Origin of the sequence: Gluconobacter potus (genome assembly GCF_015244705.1) — a bacterium.
Taxonomy (GTDB): Bacteria; Pseudomonadota; Alphaproteobacteria; order Acetobacterales; family Acetobacteraceae; genus Gluconobacter; species Gluconobacter potus.
Map to the genome: position 1 here is coordinate 71,455 of NZ_JABCQF010000007.1, position 15,296 is coordinate 86,750.

Genomic DNA, 15,296 nt, shown 5'->3' on the forward strand with positions numbered 1-15,296 from the left:
ACTGATCCATGGTTTGTTTACCTTTCCTTAATTTATTGAAGCGGCCAAGCGGATGCGACTGCTGAAACATGATCGTTTTGCGACAGACGATTTGATTTCAGCCTCGTGCCGGCGTGGTCTTGCCTGACCGGCGCAGGACGTTCAGTGTATACGGACATGACTGACGGCACTGTGGGGGAAGATCTATTATCGTTTCATGAATCCGCTCACTTTCCCAGCGTAAATATCGACGCCTCGGGGACGCGGGTTTATTAAGGCGTGGCAAGAGAGCTGTCCTGCGATACGGCGCGCTCAAAAGGAGACTAAATGAACCTGCCAGCGGTTACTCCGGCGAAATCCGACACGGTTTCTCCTTTGGGAGAGATCATTGCGGTGCGTGAAGCTGTGGTGGATGTGCGGTTTGCGGCGGGTCATCTTCCTGAAATCAATTCGGCGCTCGAAGTCGCATGGGACGGTGGGGCGCCGCTGATCCTTGAGGTTCACAGCCATCTCGATCCCCGGACGGTCAGGGCTGTTGCCCTCATGTCCACGTCCGGACTGGCGCGGCATGTGATGGTTCGCGCGACGGGGGAGGCGCTTCGTGTGCCTGTTGGTGAGGCTGTTGTCGGCCGGATGCTGGATGTTACGGGTATTCCACGTGATAACGGTCCGGCTCTGCCGGCGGATGTTCCGCGGCGTGCGATCCACAGTGACCCACCCGCCATGCAGACCGAGAACGCCAGCACGGATATCTTCGAGACCGGGGTGAAGGTTCTGGACCTGCTGACGCCGCTTGCGCATGGCGGCAAGGCGGCGATGTTTGGCGGAGCTGGCGTTGGCAAGACGGTTCTGACCATGGAACTGATCCATGCCATGGCCGCGAAATATCAGGGGCTGTCGATCTTTACGGGTGTGGGCGAACGCAGCCGCGAAGGGCATGAAATGCTCTCCGACATGAACGGATCGGGCGTAATCAGGCATGCCGTTCTCGTCTACGGGCAGATGAACGAGCCGCCGGGCGCACGCTGGCGGGTTCCGCTCACGGCTCTGGCGATTGCTGAATATTTCCGCGACGAGCAGCACAAAAACGTCCTGCTGCTCATGGACAACATCTACCGCTTTGTTCAGGCCGGAAGCGAACTCTCCAGTTTGCTGGGCCGTCTGCCATCGCGGGTGGGCTATCAGTCCACGCTTGCGACGGAAGTCGGGGCGGTGGAAGAGCGCATCACCTCTGTGGCCGGTGCCGCCGTCACTGCCATCCAGACCGTTTACGTCCCCGCCGATGACTTCACGGATCCAGCCGTGACAGCCATCGCAACGCACATGGACAGCCAGATTGTGCTTTCCCGGGATCTCGCGGCACAGGGGTTCTATCCGGCAGTCGATCCTCTGGCATCTTCTTCCGTGCTTCTCGATCCGCTGGTTGTGGGGGAGGCGCATTGTGAAATTGCCGAACAGGTCCGGGAGGCTCTGGCCAGACTGAAATCCCTTCAGGACGTGATTGCGCTGCTGGGTGTTGAGGAACTGGGTTCCGACGATCGTCGCACTGTCACACGGGCCCGGCGGCTTCAACGGTTTCTCAGCCAGCCTTTCACAGTGACCGAGAAGTTCACCGGGCAGCCGGGGCGCAGTGTGAGCCTGGCCGACACGCTGGCGGGTTGCCGGGCCATTCTGGATGGCGAGACGGATGACTGGGCCGAGAGCTCGCTCTACATGGTCGGCACACTGGACGAGGCACGCCAGAAAGAGCAGGCAGCGCGGAAGGCCGCAGCCGGGGCGGCCGTATGAAGCTGCGGATCATCACGCCTCTGACGGTGGTTCTGGACGAGCCGGACGTCATGTCGGTCCGTGCCGAGGACGAAAGCGGAAGTTTCGGCATTCTGCAGGGGCATGCGGATCTGGTGTCCAGCGTTCTTCCGTCCGTCGTGATCTGGAAGCGCCACGATGGGACGCCGCATTACTGTGCTGTGCGGCAGGGTGTTCTGACCGTGACGGAGAAGGGGAGCATGGTCGAGATTGCCACCCGCGAAGCCGTCTGTGGAGACGATCTCGAAACGCTGAAAACCCTCGTGCGTCAGCATTATGCGGCCCTTGATGATGCGCGCAGGAATGCAAATGTCGCGTCCGTCCGTCTTCAGCTGGATGCGGTGCGGCGGATCGGAGATGGCTTGTGGTCTGACGCGGGGAGCCTCTTGCAGTGAAAGATGACAGCCCCCAGGCTGACGAGATGGAAGCCGCCATCCGCCAGCGCATGAACCGCCAGCGCACCGGCGAGACGGATGGAGACGTCAACGTCACGCAGCATCTCGCCCGGATTGGTGTCCTTGGCTGGACGATCATCACGCCGCCTCTTGGCGGGCTCCTGCTGGGACGGTGGCTGGATCACCGCTGGGGAACGGGAGTTGCCTTCTCGGCCGGTCTGCTCATGGCCGGATTTGCGGCGGGTGGCTGGAGCGCCTGGAAATGGATGAGTCATCCCCATGCCTGAAAAAGAGATCCTGACGTCCCTTGGCTGGCTTCTGGTCGGGCTACTCGCCGGGAGTGTTCATGTGGCCGCCCTGTGGGTCAATGTGCAGTTCCTGATGACGCCCTCAAGGCGCCCTGTGGCCATAGCGATGCTGCTGGGGCGCTTTCTGCTGCTGGGTGGGCTGCTTTATCTTGCCGCACGGAGTGGAACCGCTTCGTTCCTCTGGGCGACCTGCGGTGTGCTTGTCGCGCGGCCGCTCGTGCTGCGGATCATGAAGGCCCGCATCGGTCCCGGCGTCAGGATCGGTGAAGAGGGACCGCTGCGATGATGTCGCCGCTTTCAAGCCATGTCCTGTTTCATATCGGCCCGGTCCCGGTGACGCAGCCTGTGGTGACGACGTGGGGGATCATGGCCGTCCTTACGCTCGGGGGGGCCTGGATTTCCCGCACTCTGACCTCTGGCCGGCCCGGTCGGCTCCAGACGCTGCTTGAACTGGGTGTCACGGCGCTTGACCAGCAGATCCGTGAGACCATGCGGACCGAGCCTGCGCCGTACCGGTCTTTCGTGGGCACGCTTTTCCTTTTCATCCTTGTGGCAAACTGGTCCTCGCTCGTGCCTGGCGTTGAGCCGCCTACCGCCATTCTGGCAACGGATGCGGCACTGGCGATCACCGTGTTTCTGGCCATCATCATTTTCGGCGTCCGCTCCGGTGGCGTCACGGGCTATCTGCGCAGCTTCCTGTGGCCGAGTGTCGTCATGGTTCCTCTCAACCTGATCGGGACGGTCACGCGCACCTTTTCGCTCATGGTCCGGCTGTTCGGGAATGTCATGGCCGGTGTTTTCATCATCGGGATCGTTCTCTCCCTTGCCGGACTGCTCGTTCCCATTCCTCTCATGGCACTCGATCTCCTGACGGGAGCCGTGCAGGCGTATATTTTCGCCATTCTCGCCATGGTCTTTATCGCGGGCGCGCTGACCAGACCTGCTGCGCCCCAATCCATTAAAAATACAGGATCCCGCTCATGAACTGGCTCGCTCTGGCAAGTATCGTCTCCGCCGCGATGGCGGTGTCATTCGGCTCCATAGGGCCAGCGCTCGCGGAAGGACGGGCTGTCGCCGCCGCCATGGATGCCATTGCGCGCCAGCCTGAATCCGCAGGCACCATTTCCCGGACGCTGTTTGTGGGGCTCGCCATGATCGAGACCATGGCCATTTACTGCCTGGTCATTGCCCTGCTTCTGCTCTTTGCCAACCCTTTGCTGAAGTAGTCCGGTGACAGTCGACTGGTGGACAATCGGGCTGCAGGTCATCAACGTCAGCGTTCTGATCTGGCTGCTTTCCAGGTTTTTCTGGCGCCCGATCTGCGCCGTCATCTCCCGCCGTCAGCAGGAGATCGCAGCCCAGCTTGCGCAGGTCACGGACGGGCAGAAGCAGCTCGAAGCGGACCGTGCCGCCGTCAGGGAGGCACTTAGCGGGTTCGAGCAGGAAAGGGCCCGCATCGTGCAGCAGGCCCAACAGGACGCGCAGAACGAAAGACAGGCCATTCTGGCAAAGGCCCAGCAGGATGCGGCGGCTCTGGAGGCTGGCGCAAAGCAGAGTATCGCGCAGGAAGAGGCGGAAAATCAGGCCCGCTGGCGGTCAGACGCGGCTGCCTTGTCCTGCGATATTGCAGGGCAGCTTCTGGCGGAGACAGGCTGCTGCCGTCCGGCACGCGAAACGCTCTTCGACAGACTTCTCAAGGCGATTGCGACACTTCCCGACCGGGAGCGGCTCAGTCTGCGCGACGGCTTCACCTTTGCCACGGCAACAGCACCGGGGCCTGATGAGCGTCAGGCCTATGAGAGCGCCCTCATGACTGCGGTGGGTGAACATCCCGCCATTACCTGGACCGTCGATCCTGCTCTCGTGGAAGGGTTTGCCGTGAAAACGCCTTATCTGACCGTGGCGTCCAACTGGCAGGCTGATCTGGTTCGTATCAGGGAGGGCCTGTCTCATGCCGGACACTGACCAGGCCGCCAACTGGCTGGCCTCGGCCCGGTCCAGCCTGACGGATATTTCGGTTGGGCCCCAGACAGACCGGACGGGGCGGGTCGAAGACATTGGCGACGGGATTGCCCTGATTTCCGGTCTTCCCGATGCGAAGCTGGACGAACTGCTGTCTTTCGGGAACGGTCGCTACGGTTTTGTGCACGGCCTGGAAGAAGACAGCATCGGCTGTATCCTGCTCAACAATGAAGGCACGATCGAAGCCGGCGATGCCGTTCAGGGAACGTCGGGTGTCGTGAGTGTTCCGGTCGGGCCGGGGCTTCTGGGACGGGTGGTGGACCCGCTGGGACGGCCGCTCGATGGTAAAGGGCCGGTTGAGGCGGAGACCTGGTTTCCGGTCGAGCGGCCCGCTCCGGCCATTATCGACCGTGAACTCGTGACGGAGCCCGTTCAGACGGGGACGCTGGCGATCGATACGCTTTTCCCCATTGGGCGGGGACAACGGGAACTCATCGTCGGCGACAGGGCGACCGGCAAGACCACCATCGCGGTCGATGCCATTCTGGCCCAGAAATCCAACGACATGATCTGCGTCTATGTCGCCATTGGACAGAAGACTTCCAGCGTCCAGCGCGTGATTGAGACGATCCGGACGCGGGGTAATCCGGATCGATGCATCATCGTGGTGGCGCGTCCGGCGGAAGCGCCTGGCCTGTGCTGGATTGCGCCTTTCGCGGCCATGAGCATGGCGGAATATTTCCGGGACCGTGGGCAACATGCTCTCCTCGTCATCGACGATCTGTCCAAGCATGCCGCAACCCATCGCGAGGTTTCCCTGCTTACCGGAAGGCCCCCGGGTCGTGAGGCCTATCCGGGAGATATCTTTTACGTTCACGCGCGTCTGCTGGAACGTGCAGCGAAGCTCTCGGCGGCGAAAGGGGGCGGCTCTCTGACGGCGCTGCCGGTTGCGGAGACAGAAGCGGGGAACCTTAGCGCCTATATTCCGACCAATCTCATTTCCATAACCGATGGCCAGATCGTCCTGAACCGTACGTTGTTCGATCAGGGGCAGAAACCGGCCGTTGATGTGGGTGTGAGCGTCAGCCGTGTGGGTGGGGCCGCGCAGTCGTCCATCCTGCGGTCGTCGGTCGGGACGCTGCGTCTGGATTATGCGCAGTTCATTGAACTCGAAGCGTTCACGCGTTTCGGGGGGCTGCCGGATACGCATGTCCGGCAGCAACTGGCGCGGGGCGCGTGTATCCGTGCGATCCTGCGTCAGGGGCCGCATGCGCCACTGGATCTTCTACAGGAAGTGGCACTCGTCACGGCTTCGCAGAATGGTCTTCTGGATGGTGTGACAGCAAAAAATATCCGGACCATCCAGAGCGGTCTGGGCGATTATCTGCGGAGCAACGCATCTGAGATATCGACGGCGATAGAAAGCGGGGGCGTTCTTTCCACGGAGCAGAAAGAGCGTTTTGTGGCCTGTCTGCGGCAGTATGTTGAGCCCCGGGCTTCAGCCGCCTCATGACGGAGCGGCTGCAGGAGGTCACGGCCCGGATTGGTAACGTCAAGGAACTGGGCGGCATTGTGGACTCAATGCGCAGCCTCGCAGCCGTACGGGTGCAGCAGGCCCATCGGGCTGCCCTGGCGGTCGAGACGTATGCCGGGACCATTCAGGATGCTCTGGTCTGTATCGCTCCGCTGCTGCCCGTGGATCGGAACGGGCAGTCATCACAGGAGCCGGGAAAGACAGGCGTGATTGCCTTCTGCGCCGAGCAGGGGTTCGCGGGGCTGTTCAGTGAGCATGTCCTTGATGCCCTGCAGGAGGATGAGAAGGAGCATCTCTTCCTGATCGGCACTCGCGGCAATGCCATTGCCCGCTCCAGGGGGATCAAAGCGGAATGGATAGCGCCTGCGGTTCAGAACCCGGGGGCGGTTCCTGCACTGGCTGACAGCATCACGAAGGAAATCGGGCGGCAGGTTGTCGCCGGGGCGCTGACGCATGTCAGCGTCATTGTCTGCCAGTCTTCGGAGCAGGAGAAGGCGAGCGTAACCCGGCAGTCGCTTTTCCCGCTGGACCCGGCTCTGCTGCGTAAAACGGTGACGTCAGGGCCGGTCCCCCTGCTGAATGTTGCGCCGCAAAAGCTCATGACCGATCTGGTGGCAGACTATATTTTCTCCCAGCTCTGTCTGGCGGCACTGAAATCCTTCGGGGCGGAAAACAAGGCGCGGAGCGAGCGGATGACGGCCGCGCATCATGAAATCACGCGCCAGCTCAAATCCCTGGAGCAGCTTCAGAGAACCGTCCGTCAGGAAGAAATCACGTCCGAGATCATAGAACTCGTATCAGGCCCGACGCTGGCGAAACTTAAACGGTTCAACCGCCATTCCCGGACCTGAAATCATAAGAAGGAACTGAATACGGGGAGTGCCGTTCTATGGAGCCTGACATTCTTCCAAGGACAGTCCGTATGCGTAAATCAATCCTGCTTCTGTTGGCTCTTTCGGTCTCCTGCGTGACCCTGACGGCATGTGAGCATCACCGGACATTCGGGGAAAAGGTCCGTGACACCGTCGATCCGCCGAAAGGCCCGGTCGAACGCGCAGGCCGCTCTGTCGATCGCTCACTGGGCAACTAAGGGCTGCTGCGCATCGAGATCGGAGCACGAACCAGCAGGAGCGAGAGTGCTCCTGCGCCAATCAGTCCGGCTGAGCACATATACCACGCCATATCAAAACGTCCGGTGTAAGAAACGATGTAGCCCGTCACGATGGGGGCAAAAAGCCCCAGGGAATTGCTACAGGTCAGTGTGACGCCAGTAACCGTGCCGATCTTGTCTCCGTCCTCGATCAGGTCTGTCAGCAGGGCCGTATTGGCTCCGTTTGCAGCAATCAGGCAGGCAAGAGAGCCGCCAAGGATGAAGAGGATCGGCGTCATTGTATGGAAATGGGGCAGAAAACCGATCGTCGCGGCTCCCGTTAGACAGATGGCGACAATAAACCTGCGGCGAGGCGGGTGAATGCCGTTGCGGAATGTGATGTGTTCTAGAATGCGTCCAATAATGATGGCTCCGAGGGCTGCGGAAAGATAGCAGAGCGCTGTTCGCGTGCCGGTACCGGTAATATCGATATGAAGTTCATGAATGAGGTAAAGGGGCATCCAGGACATCACCAGGAAATTCAGGTAATTCTGGGTACACTGGACCACGAGGATGCCAAGAAAGGACGGGGAGCGGAAAAGGTTCTGTATCGATGCGACTGAAAAGGGCGCACGGGCAGGGGCAGAAGCTTTTTCAGCAGGGGCACGATAGACCATCCACCAGATGGTGGCCCATATCAGTCCGATGATCCCGAGGGCCATGAACTCGAACCGCCAGCCAAACAGGGCAATCAGATAGGCGCCTGCGATCGTGCCACCAGCCAGTCCGAGCTGCATGCCGGTCAGCAGGACCGTCATGACAGAGCCGCGCTCCTTGGGAAGCGCCCAGTTGCGGACGACGGTTGCACCCACACCAAAAGTCGGTGCTTCGCCTACGCCGAGGAGAACGCGCGTCATCAGGAACTGGGTGATATTGTGAACCATTCCGCCCAGGAGCATTGCAAAAGACCAGAGCGAGACGGCCAGACTGCCGATCAGGCGCGCTCCCTTGCGATCGAGAAGCATGGTCGAGGGGAGATTCAGCAGGAAATACGACCACAGGAAGCTGGATGACACCCATCCCATCTGCACGGGAGAGAGCGTGAATTCCCTGCCCAGCGTCGGAAGGGCGATGGAAAGAGCTGCACGGTCGCCGTAGCTGATGACATACATCAGAAAGACAAGAAAAAAGAATATATAGCGAGACGGAACGTTCCGATTCCGGGATTGGGACGTTGTGGCTTGATCTGTTGTCACGCTGTCGGTCTCCGGGAATTTCTGTCGTTTCGGAAGGGGAGGTCCGAAATCGGGGATTGGTATGGATAAGGTGGATGAGAAGAAGAAATCAGGAGCCTTCCGCCGCTTCAACTGTTGCGGTGACGGTCGCCCGGGCTTTTGAGGCCCGGTCATGGCGAAGCATCCAGATGCCTGAGCCGATAATCAGAACTGCGCCCACAGCCATTGCGGAACTGGGAATTTCTCCGAACCCCAACCAGCCGATCAGTGCTGCCCAGAGAAGGCCGGTATAGGCGAAAGGCCCGATTGCCGAGACCTGTGTGGACGCAAATGCCTCGGTCTGGAGGACCTGGGCAATACCAGCAAATGCTCCGACGACGACCAGGCACAGTGCATCCTGAAAGCCTGGTGTGACCCAAATGAATGGGAGAGGAGCTGCCGTCATGAGGCTCATGAGAATGGCCTGCCAGAGCGAAATTGTTGTACTGGCCTCTGTGGCAGAGAGTTGTCGGATCTGCATGGTCGTCAGTGCGCCGACTGCGCCCTGTGCCAGCGCAAGCAGATAGATGATCGTGGAAACTGATGTCGCGTCCGTGTTGAGCAGCCCTTTGCCAAGGGCGACCACCACAACCCCAGCAAATCCTATCAGGACTGCAACCCATCGCTGGAGAGACGGACGTTCATGGAGCAGCGGGATCGAGAGCAGCACCAGAAACAGGGGCTGCGTGTAGGACAGGACTTGCTGCTCTGCCAGCGGCAGGCGTGTCACCGTGATGACCACCATAATCATGCTGATTAGCCCGACGACAGAGCGGATCAGATGGCCACCGAAGTGATGCGTTTTGAGAATAATCCCTGTTCTGGAAGCAATCAGAAGAACAAAGGGAAGCGAGAACAGATTGCGAAAGAATATGATTTCAAGCGCCGGAAGTCGTGAACCTGTCAGCTTCTGGAGTGCGTTCAAAGCTGCAACGAAAAATGTAGCTGAGGCCAGAAGCAATGCTCCGCGTTTCAGATCATGCTTCATGAAAACTCATACCCCGATGCACGATACTGATACAGTAGTGCTCTGATAACGGACCCAGAAGTGTTGCAGGAACGATTTCCTGCGACGTTCTGAAAACGTAATGCATGTTCGTGAAATCCAGCTATAGGAACTTCCGGCGTCGCAATAAGGATTTCTTATGGATGTCAGTCTGGAAGCTGGAAAGCTGGTGTGAGGGTTGCGCCCGTCGCTTCAATTTCCGAGCGGATGGCCTTTGCCAGTTCGAGCGATCCCGGCGTGTCACTGTGTACCAGAATGGACTGCGCCTTCACTTCAAGCCGTGAACCGACGGAGGTTGTGACAGAACCGTCTTCAAGAAACTGCCTGACACGTGCCCTGACGGCATCAAGATCATGAATGACGGCACCGGGCTGACCGCGTGGTACGAGGGTCCCGAGGCTTGTATAGGCACGATCTGCAAGGAAAAGGGTCTGGGCACGGATGCCGGCCTTGTCCGCCGCACGCTCCGTAAGCTGTCCGGGCATGCAGAAGACCGTCAGTTCCCTGTCCAGAGCCGCAATGGCACGGGCGAGCCGCAATGCGAGCCCTTCATCGGCATTGGCCATATTCCCGAAGGCGGCATGGTAGCTGACATGGGTTACGCGGTGCCCATGCAGTGCGGCAACAGCCTGAAGCGCCCCGATCTGATAGACCATCATGGCTTCCATATCGGCGTCCGAAATGGACATGGACCGGCGACCGAAGCCCATGAGATCGGGCAATCCCGGGTGTGCGCCAATACCGACGCCCTTTTCCTTGGCGAGCTGGACGGTCCGGTTCATGATCGCGTAATCACCGGCATGGAAGCCGCAGGCGATGTTGGCGGACGAGATGACATCCATCAGCCCGTCGTCATCGGCGATCCGCCAGCGGCCAAAGCCTTCGCCCATATCGGAATTGAGGTCGATTTTCATGCTTTGCCTCCGGGTTTTGCGCCGTTTCGGGACTGACTGGACGCGCGATAATGCGCCACCATCAGACGCAGGTCTTCAAGGTAGCGATTGATCGGCTGATCGGCTTCGATGCCTGCCTTGTGGCTGCATTCCACGAAGCGGATGGCTGTCCCGATCCGGGCCTGCGCCAGACGCCACAGATCAGCTTCGATGACGGTTGCGATACGTGGATAGCCGCCTGCGGTGTTGGCGTCTGCGAGTTGCACGATAGGTTCGCCGGCTGGCGGTACCTGCACGATCCCCGGAATAATGCCGTATGATCGCAATTCGACCTTTTCGAGCAACGTCAGGGGCGCGCCGCTGAGGCGGTATCCGACACGGTTGCTTTGCGGCGTGATCCGCCACGGATGGCCCCAGAAGCGCTCGCGGGAGTCTTCTGTAAAGCGTGTATAATCCGTTCCGGGAACGGCACGCAGGAAGACGGTTTTTTCTTCGCACGGCCCTGTATCAAGGATGCGAACAGGGGGGACTGCACCATAGCCGGATAGATGCTCGGTTGCAGGCTGCGTTACAAGCTCGTCGCCAGCTTCCAGAAACCGCCCTTCAACGCCGCCGAAGCTGCCCCGGAGCTGCGTGCTGCGTGAGGCGAGAACAACGGGCACGTCAATACCGCCGCTCACACAGACATAGCCGCGGGCACCCGTTTTCGGGATGCCAACCTGAAGGACCTGTCCGGAAGCAGCAGTCTCGACGGACCATGCAAGAACAGGCTTGCCGTCCAGTGTCAGCGGCGCATCAATGCCGGTAACAGCGAAACTGGTCGGCGTTTCGAAGCGGATGACGAACGGGTAGGTCTGGAGTTCGATGCAGGCGGCCCCTGGCTCATTGTCCAGAAGGATGTTCCCGATTTCCAGGGCCAGGGGATCCATGACGCCTGAGCTGCCGACGCCGAGATTACGATATCCTGGCCGTCCCAGATCCTGCACGGTATTGAGGGGGGCGGTCTCGAGGATCGTAATCACAGTTCGATGCTTTCCGGGTAAAAACGGATACGATCGCCAATGGCAAAAAGGGAAGGAGAAGCGCGATACGGATCGAAAAGGCAGATTTCGGTATAGCCGATCGAGTTCCAGCCATTCGGGCCAGTCAGCGCAGAAATTCCTGCCTGCATGCCGCCGATCGTCACGGTTCCTGCCGGCATGTTGAGTGATGGCACGGATTTTCGTGGCGTGGCGATGCGGGGATCGAGGCCGTGCAGATAGCCGAAACCCGGCGCGCTCCCGACGGCACAGACGGTGTATTCGCCTTCGTGATGAAGTCGGATGACCTCTTCGGGAGGCAGGCCCGTATGGGCAGAAACCGCAGCAAGATCGTCACCCAACGCGCCACCATACTGCACGCCCACTTCGAAGAGCCGTCCTTCGATCTGGCGGGGTGGGAGCATTTCCCAGGCGTTCCGGAGCCAGTCTGCGGTCTGTTCCGGATGCTCGGGGGCATGGGTGAAGATCAGGAGCAGGTTCGTGACGCCGGGGACGAGTTCCTGGATGTTCGGGCGGTTTTCGGTATGGGCGATGAGAGCCCAGATCCGCTGCTGCTGCCGCATGGTGAATTCGCCGGGTGCTTCGAACAGCATGGCGCGTGTGCCCATCATGCTGATGACCGGGGCGCTGGCGGCGTGACGCCGGTCCGGTGTGAGGAGCGTGTCTGCGGTCAAAACATGCAGTTCCCGGGCTGTGACGGTTCCGTCTCATTTTCTCAAGTCCGCTTTTGAGGCGGTAACGAAACGATATGACTGGCACGGGAATGATGGCCAGAGCAATTCGCCGTGTGATGTCATTGGATAATCTTATGGTTCCAGAGGGTAAGGTAAGGGTTCCATCGGATTATGTTATGGGGCAAGAACGAACGGCTCTTGGTGTTTGTGAAATAACTCCATTAGCGTCGGAATAATATTCCTGCCGGATGTTCCGTATTTCATGCGGCGCTGATGGCGGTCTCTTCCTGTCCTCCAGCAATGGGTCTCATTCGCATGAGCAATACTCCTTACCGCACCGCTCTCGTTACTGGCGCTTCTTCGGGCATTGGCGCTGCCATTGTCCGGCGGCTGAGCGAAAGCGGCATTGAAGTTCATGCTCTGGCCCGCGATGCGAAGCGCCTTGAGGCGCTGGCAAGCGAAACGGGGTGCATTCCCCATGCCGTCAGCGTGTCGGACCAGGCCGGGCTTGAGGCCCTCCTTGCCGGGCTGGAAGTCGATGTTCTGGTGAACAATGCGGGACAGTCGCGGACGGGTAATATCACCAACACGACGCCTGAGGACATTGATGCGCTGGTGGATGTGAATCTGCGCGCTGTCCTGCAGTTGACGCGGCTGGTGGTCCCAGGGATGATCGCGCGGGACCGTGGGCATATCGTGAATATTAGCTCCATTGCCGGGCACTATGCCTTTGCGGGCGGCAATACGGTCTATCATACGACAAAAGCCGGTGTGCATTCGCTGTCGCAGCAGTTGCGCTGTGATCTGTTCGGCCGTCAGATCCGGGTGACGGAAGTTTCGCCGGCGCGTGTGGAAACGGAAGTTTTCGGTCGTCTGATCGGAGACATGGCCGAGGCGAAGAAGCGCTTTTTCGATGAGTATGATTCGCTGCTGCCGGAAGATATCGCGAACTCCGTGGCGTTTGCGGTTCTGGCTCCCCAGCGCATGAATGTCAGCTTCATGGAAGTGCTGCCGACGATGCAGGTCGTGGGTGGTCTGAATTTTGCGAAGAAAACGTCTACTCCGGCCTGATGGCAGTGGATATCTCACAGATCAGTCGTCTGATCGATCTCATGGCTCAGGCTCCGATTGTGGAGCTTGAGATTGAGGAAAACGGTCGGAAGATCCGTCTTGGGAAGGCGTGTGGAACGCAGGATGCTCCTGTAGCCGCCACCGCGCATGTGGCCTCGACAGAGAAGGCACTGGTTGCGGCAAAGGCTGCACCGGCAGTGGTCTCTGTCCCCAAAGCCGCGGAGACGATCACTGCGCCGTCCTACGGGGTCTTTCACCTCTCTCCGTCACCGGATGCGCCGCCTTATGTCACTGTTGGCCAGAAGGTCGAGGCAGGACAGCAGGTGGGGCTTCTTGAAGCCATGAAGGTTTTCAATCCTGTTCGTGCGACCGTTGCGGGGACGATTGAGGAGGTTCTCGTGGCTGCCGGCGCCGAAGTCGACATGGGAACACCTCTGTTCCGTCTGGTATGAGTGACATGCAGCGTTTCAAAAGAGTTCTGATTGCCAATCGTGGGGAAATTGCCCTGCGGATCCAGCGTGCCTGCCGTCAGCTCGGGCTGGAGACGGTGGCAGTGTATTCGGAAGCGGATGCAGATAGTCGGCACGTCCGTGAGGCGGATGTAGCTTTGTGCATCGGCCCGGCCGCCGCCTCGAAAAGCTATCTGGATATGGAAGGTCTGCTTCTGGCTGCGAAAGTGACAGACGCGGGAGCCATCCATCCGGGATATGGATTCCTTTCTGAAAATGCGGATTTTGCGGATGCGGTGGAAGCGGCTGGACTGACCTTTGTCGGGCCGACGGGTGATTCCATTCGCATGATGGGTGACAAGATCACGGCAAAGCGGGCCATGCGCGATGCTGGTGTGCCCTGTGTGCCGGGGTCCGACGGGCCGTTGCCGTCTTCTGCAGAAGAGGTCAGAGCCATTGCGCTCGAGGTTGGCTTTCCAGTGATCGTCAAGGCTTCGGGCGGCGGCGGCGGTCGTGGCATGCGGGTGGTTCACAGTGTGGACGAACTGGATGATGCCGTGGTCCTGACAGCCAAGGAGGCTCAGCAGGCGTTTGGCAATCCGACGCTCTATCTTGAAAAATACATGCAGAAGCCGCGCCATGTGGAAATCCAGGTTCTGTGTGACATGCATGGGACGGCGTTGTGGCTTGGCGCGCGGGATTGTTCCCTGCAGCGGCGTCATCAGAAGGTTCTGGAAGAAGCGCCGGCGCCCGGGATTCCGTCTGAGACGATCGCCGAGATCGGGGAGCGCTGTGTTCAGGCCTGCCGCCAGATCGGTTACCGCGGAGCGGGTACGTTTGAATTCCTGTATGAAGACGGGATCTTTGCGTTCATCGAGATGAATACGCGTGTCCAGGTCGAACATCCCATCACGGAAGAGACGACCGGCATTGATATCGTGGCCCAGCAATTGCGGATTGCGCAGGGCGAGACGCTTGATATGCGCCAGGAGGATATCCGGATGCAGGGTCATGCGATCGAGTGCCGTCTGAATGCGGAAGACGCCGCGACATTCATGCCATCTCCGGGAACGGTGACGCGGTGGGATCTGCCGGGTGGTCCGGGTATTCGCGTCGATACGCATGTGGTCAGCAATTACACGGTTCAGCCTTATTATGATTCGCTGATCGGCAAGATCATCAGCTATGGGGCAACGCGTGAACAGGCAATTGCCCGGATGCGGGTAGCGTTGGCCGAGATGAGGGTCGAAGGCATTTCGACCAATATCGCGCTGCATCAGGATCTGCTGGCTGATCCGCAGTTTCAGGCGGGGGGCGTCGATATCCACTATCTTGAACGCTGGCTGGCAGAGAGGTCATCATCATGAGCCCTGCGGAAAATCAGGTTCCGGTGTTTGAAGGTATCCCGTCTTCAGACGATCTCGCACGGATTGCAGATCTGCTGGTTCAGGCGGGGCTGGAGACGATCGAGCTTTCGGATGGCAAGGGCTCGCGGTGCTTTCTGCGCGTGAAGGCTCCTGCTTCCGCGCCACATGTGCCGATTGCTGGCGCCCCGTCTGCGTCTGTTGAGACGATGCAGACTGATATTGCGGTCAATGCACCTTATTTCGGAGTGCTGGCGCTGACGGATCTGGCGGAAATTGGAACGCTGGTGCGGCAGGGCGATGTCGTGGCCCAGATGCGGATCGGAACTCTACAGATTCCGGTTACGGTTCCTGTAGAGGGAACGGTCGTGGACGTTGTCGGGCAGGATGGTGTGCTGACCGGCTATGGGGCCATCATTGTACGGATTGAACCGACTGTCTGAGAGTAGCC

19 protein-coding genes are annotated in these 15,296 nt (G+C 59.6%); 14 read left to right on the forward strand and 5 right to left on the reverse strand.

Translation table 11 applies throughout. The features are described 5' to 3' along the window. Window positions 1-306 precede the first annotated feature (306 nt). The 10 genes from atpD (at window position 307) to HKD31_RS11090 (ending at window position 7,074) form a co-directional block, all read left to right on the forward strand. On the forward strand, window positions 307-1,767 hold the full coding sequence (gene atpD, locus HKD31_RS11045; RefSeq protein ID WP_194265109.1) for a F0F1 ATP synthase subunit beta: 1,461 nt from the start codon (window positions 307-309) through the stop codon (window positions 1,765-1,767). After that, window positions 1,764-2,180, forward strand: coding sequence for a F0F1 ATP synthase subunit epsilon (locus HKD31_RS11050; RefSeq protein ID WP_194265108.1), 417 nt, complete (start codon window positions 1,764-1,766; stop codon window positions 2,178-2,180). Before atpD ends, HKD31_RS11050 begins: the two co-directional genes overlap by 4 nt. After that, on the forward strand, window positions 2,177-2,467 hold the full coding sequence (locus HKD31_RS11055) for an AtpZ/AtpI family protein (protein WP_231100538.1): 291 nt from the start codon (window positions 2,177-2,179) through the stop codon (window positions 2,465-2,467). Before HKD31_RS11050 ends, HKD31_RS11055 begins: the two co-directional genes overlap by 4 nt. Further along, window positions 2,460-2,774 (forward strand): N-ATPase subunit AtpR, encoded by a 315-nt coding sequence (locus HKD31_RS11060; RefSeq protein ID WP_062455410.1) that lies wholly within the window; start codon window positions 2,460-2,462, stop codon window positions 2,772-2,774. The genes HKD31_RS11055 and HKD31_RS11060 overlap by 8 nt, the downstream gene beginning before the upstream one ends. Beyond that, window positions 2,771-3,472: a F0F1 ATP synthase subunit A gene (locus HKD31_RS11065; protein WP_194265107.1), complete on the forward strand. Its 702-nt coding sequence runs from the start codon at window positions 2,771-2,773 to the stop codon at window positions 3,470-3,472. Before HKD31_RS11060 ends, HKD31_RS11065 begins: the two co-directional genes overlap by 4 nt. Beyond that, window positions 3,469-3,714: a F0F1 ATP synthase subunit C gene (locus HKD31_RS11070; RefSeq protein ID WP_011253684.1), complete on the forward strand. Its 246-nt coding sequence runs from the start codon at window positions 3,469-3,471 to the stop codon at window positions 3,712-3,714. Before HKD31_RS11065 ends, HKD31_RS11070 begins: the two co-directional genes overlap by 4 nt. 4 nt (window positions 3,715-3,718) lie before the next feature. Beyond that, entirely contained in the window at window positions 3,719-4,453 is a 735-nt protein-coding gene (locus HKD31_RS11075; RefSeq protein WP_194265106.1) for a F0F1 ATP synthase subunit B family protein, read from the forward strand. Beyond that, the gene (locus HKD31_RS11080) at window positions 4,440-5,963 is read left to right on the forward strand and encodes a F0F1 ATP synthase subunit alpha (RefSeq protein WP_194265105.1); all 1,524 of its coding nucleotides are present in this window, start codon (window positions 4,440-4,442) and stop codon (window positions 5,961-5,963) included. The genes HKD31_RS11075 and HKD31_RS11080 overlap by 14 nt, the downstream gene beginning before the upstream one ends. Beyond that, window positions 5,960-6,835: a F0F1 ATP synthase subunit gamma gene (locus tag HKD31_RS11085; RefSeq protein WP_194265104.1), complete on the forward strand. Its 876-nt coding sequence runs from the start codon at window positions 5,960-5,962 to the stop codon at window positions 6,833-6,835. Before HKD31_RS11080 ends, HKD31_RS11085 begins: the two co-directional genes overlap by 4 nt. A 71-nt stretch (window positions 6,836-6,906) precedes the next feature. Next, window positions 6,907-7,074, forward strand: a complete 168-nt coding sequence (locus tag HKD31_RS11090) for a hypothetical protein (protein WP_165919968.1) — start codon at window positions 6,907-6,909, stop codon at window positions 7,072-7,074. Here HKD31_RS11090 and HKD31_RS11095 read toward each other — a convergent pair. From HKD31_RS11095 to pxpB, 5 genes are all read right to left on the reverse strand, one after another. Next, the gene (locus tag HKD31_RS11095) at window positions 7,071-8,246 is read right to left on the reverse strand and encodes an MFS transporter (RefSeq protein WP_194265103.1); all 1,176 of its coding nucleotides are present in this window, start codon (window positions 8,244-8,246) and stop codon (window positions 7,071-7,073) included. The two genes, HKD31_RS11090 and HKD31_RS11095, sit on opposite strands and share 4 nt — an antisense overlap. A gap of 172 nt (window positions 8,247-8,418) precedes the next feature. Continuing rightward, the gene (locus HKD31_RS11100) at window positions 8,419-9,336 is read right to left on the reverse strand and encodes a DMT family transporter (RefSeq protein ID WP_194265102.1); all 918 of its coding nucleotides are present in this window, start codon (window positions 9,334-9,336) and stop codon (window positions 8,419-8,421) included. A 164-nt stretch (window positions 9,337-9,500) separates the two neighbouring features. Further along, window positions 9,501-10,268, reverse strand: coding sequence for a LamB/YcsF family protein (locus tag HKD31_RS11105; RefSeq protein ID WP_194265101.1), 768 nt, complete (start codon window positions 10,266-10,268; stop codon window positions 9,501-9,503). Continuing rightward, window positions 10,265-11,269, reverse strand: coding sequence for a 5-oxoprolinase/urea amidolyase family protein (locus HKD31_RS11110; RefSeq protein WP_194265100.1), 1,005 nt, complete (start codon window positions 11,267-11,269; stop codon window positions 10,265-10,267). The genes HKD31_RS11105 and HKD31_RS11110 overlap by 4 nt, the downstream gene beginning before the upstream one ends. Beyond that, window positions 11,266-11,898 carry a 5-oxoprolinase subunit PxpB gene (gene pxpB / locus HKD31_RS11115; protein WP_194265165.1) on the reverse strand — a complete coding sequence of 211 codons (633 nt, stop codon included), beginning with the start codon at window positions 11,896-11,898 and terminating at the stop codon, window positions 11,266-11,268. The genes HKD31_RS11110 and pxpB overlap by 4 nt, the downstream gene beginning before the upstream one ends. A 378-nt stretch (window positions 11,899-12,276) precedes the next feature. Here pxpB and HKD31_RS11120 point away from each other — a divergent pair, with 378 nt between their 5' ends. From HKD31_RS11120 to HKD31_RS11135, 4 genes are read left to right on the forward strand one after another with little or no spacing between them, the layout of a single operon-like run. Then, complete coding sequence (locus HKD31_RS11120; protein ID WP_062495367.1) at window positions 12,277-13,032, forward strand: SDR family oxidoreductase; 756 nt, start codon at window positions 12,277-12,279, stop codon at window positions 13,030-13,032. Continuing rightward, window positions 13,032-13,484 (forward strand): acetyl-CoA carboxylase biotin carboxyl carrier protein, encoded by a 453-nt coding sequence (locus HKD31_RS11125; protein ID WP_194265099.1) that lies wholly within the window; start codon window positions 13,032-13,034, stop codon window positions 13,482-13,484. Before HKD31_RS11120 ends, HKD31_RS11125 begins: the two co-directional genes overlap by 1 nt. Next, window positions 13,481-14,848, forward strand: coding sequence for an acetyl-CoA carboxylase biotin carboxylase subunit (gene accC / locus HKD31_RS11130; RefSeq protein WP_194265098.1), 1,368 nt, complete (start codon window positions 13,481-13,483; stop codon window positions 14,846-14,848). The genes HKD31_RS11125 and accC overlap by 4 nt, the downstream gene beginning before the upstream one ends. Beyond that, window positions 14,845-15,288, forward strand: coding sequence for a hypothetical protein (locus HKD31_RS11135; RefSeq protein ID WP_194265097.1), 444 nt, complete (start codon window positions 14,845-14,847; stop codon window positions 15,286-15,288). Before accC ends, HKD31_RS11135 begins: the two co-directional genes overlap by 4 nt. The last annotated feature ends 8 nt before the right edge of the window (window positions 15,289-15,296 follow it).

What these genes read in the sequence shown, in the direction of transcription:
- HKD31_RS11090 (WP_165919968.1), top strand. Translation starts at nt 6,907, where the DNA reads ATGCGTAAATCAATCCTGCTTCTGTTGGCTCTTTCGGTCTCCTGCGTG.
- HKD31_RS11135 (WP_194265097.1), top strand. Translation starts at nt 14,845, where the DNA reads ATGAGCCCTGCGGAAAATCAGGTTCCGGTGTTTGAAGGTATCCCGTCT.
- HKD31_RS11105 (WP_194265101.1), bottom strand. Translation starts at nt 10,268, where the DNA reads ATGAAAATCGACCTCAATTCCGATATGGGCGAAGGCTTTGGCCGCTGG.
- HKD31_RS11050 (WP_194265108.1), top strand. Translation starts at nt 1,764, where the DNA reads ATGAAGCTGCGGATCATCACGCCTCTGACGGTGGTTCTGGACGAGCCG.
- HKD31_RS11100 (WP_194265102.1), bottom strand. Translation starts at nt 9,336, where the DNA reads ATGAAGCATGATCTGAAACGCGGAGCATTGCTTCTGGCCTCAGCTACA.
- pxpB (WP_194265165.1), bottom strand. Translation starts at nt 11,898, where the DNA reads ATGATGGGCACACGCGCCATGCTGTTCGAAGCACCCGGCGAATTCACC.
- HKD31_RS11125 (WP_194265099.1), top strand. Translation starts at nt 13,032, where the DNA reads ATGGCAGTGGATATCTCACAGATCAGTCGTCTGATCGATCTCATGGCT.
- atpD (WP_194265109.1), top strand. Translation starts at nt 307, where the DNA reads ATGAACCTGCCAGCGGTTACTCCGGCGAAATCCGACACGGTTTCTCCT.
- HKD31_RS11095 (WP_194265103.1), bottom strand. Translation starts at nt 8,246, where the DNA reads ATGTATGTCATCAGCTACGGCGACCGTGCAGCTCTTTCCATCGCCCTT.
- HKD31_RS11080 (WP_194265105.1), top strand. Translation starts at nt 4,440, where the DNA reads ATGCCGGACACTGACCAGGCCGCCAACTGGCTGGCCTCGGCCCGGTCC.
- HKD31_RS11120 (WP_062495367.1), top strand. Translation starts at nt 12,277, where the DNA reads ATGAGCAATACTCCTTACCGCACCGCTCTCGTTACTGGCGCTTCTTCG.
- HKD31_RS11070 (WP_011253684.1), top strand. Translation starts at nt 3,469, where the DNA reads ATGAACTGGCTCGCTCTGGCAAGTATCGTCTCCGCCGCGATGGCGGTG.
- HKD31_RS11065 (WP_194265107.1), top strand. Translation starts at nt 2,771, where the DNA reads ATGATGTCGCCGCTTTCAAGCCATGTCCTGTTTCATATCGGCCCGGTC.
- accC (WP_194265098.1), top strand. Translation starts at nt 13,481, where the DNA reads ATGAGTGACATGCAGCGTTTCAAAAGAGTTCTGATTGCCAATCGTGGG.
- HKD31_RS11085 (WP_194265104.1), top strand. Translation starts at nt 5,960, where the DNA reads ATGACGGAGCGGCTGCAGGAGGTCACGGCCCGGATTGGTAACGTCAAG.
- HKD31_RS11060 (WP_062455410.1), top strand. Translation starts at nt 2,460, where the DNA reads ATGCCTGAAAAAGAGATCCTGACGTCCCTTGGCTGGCTTCTGGTCGGG.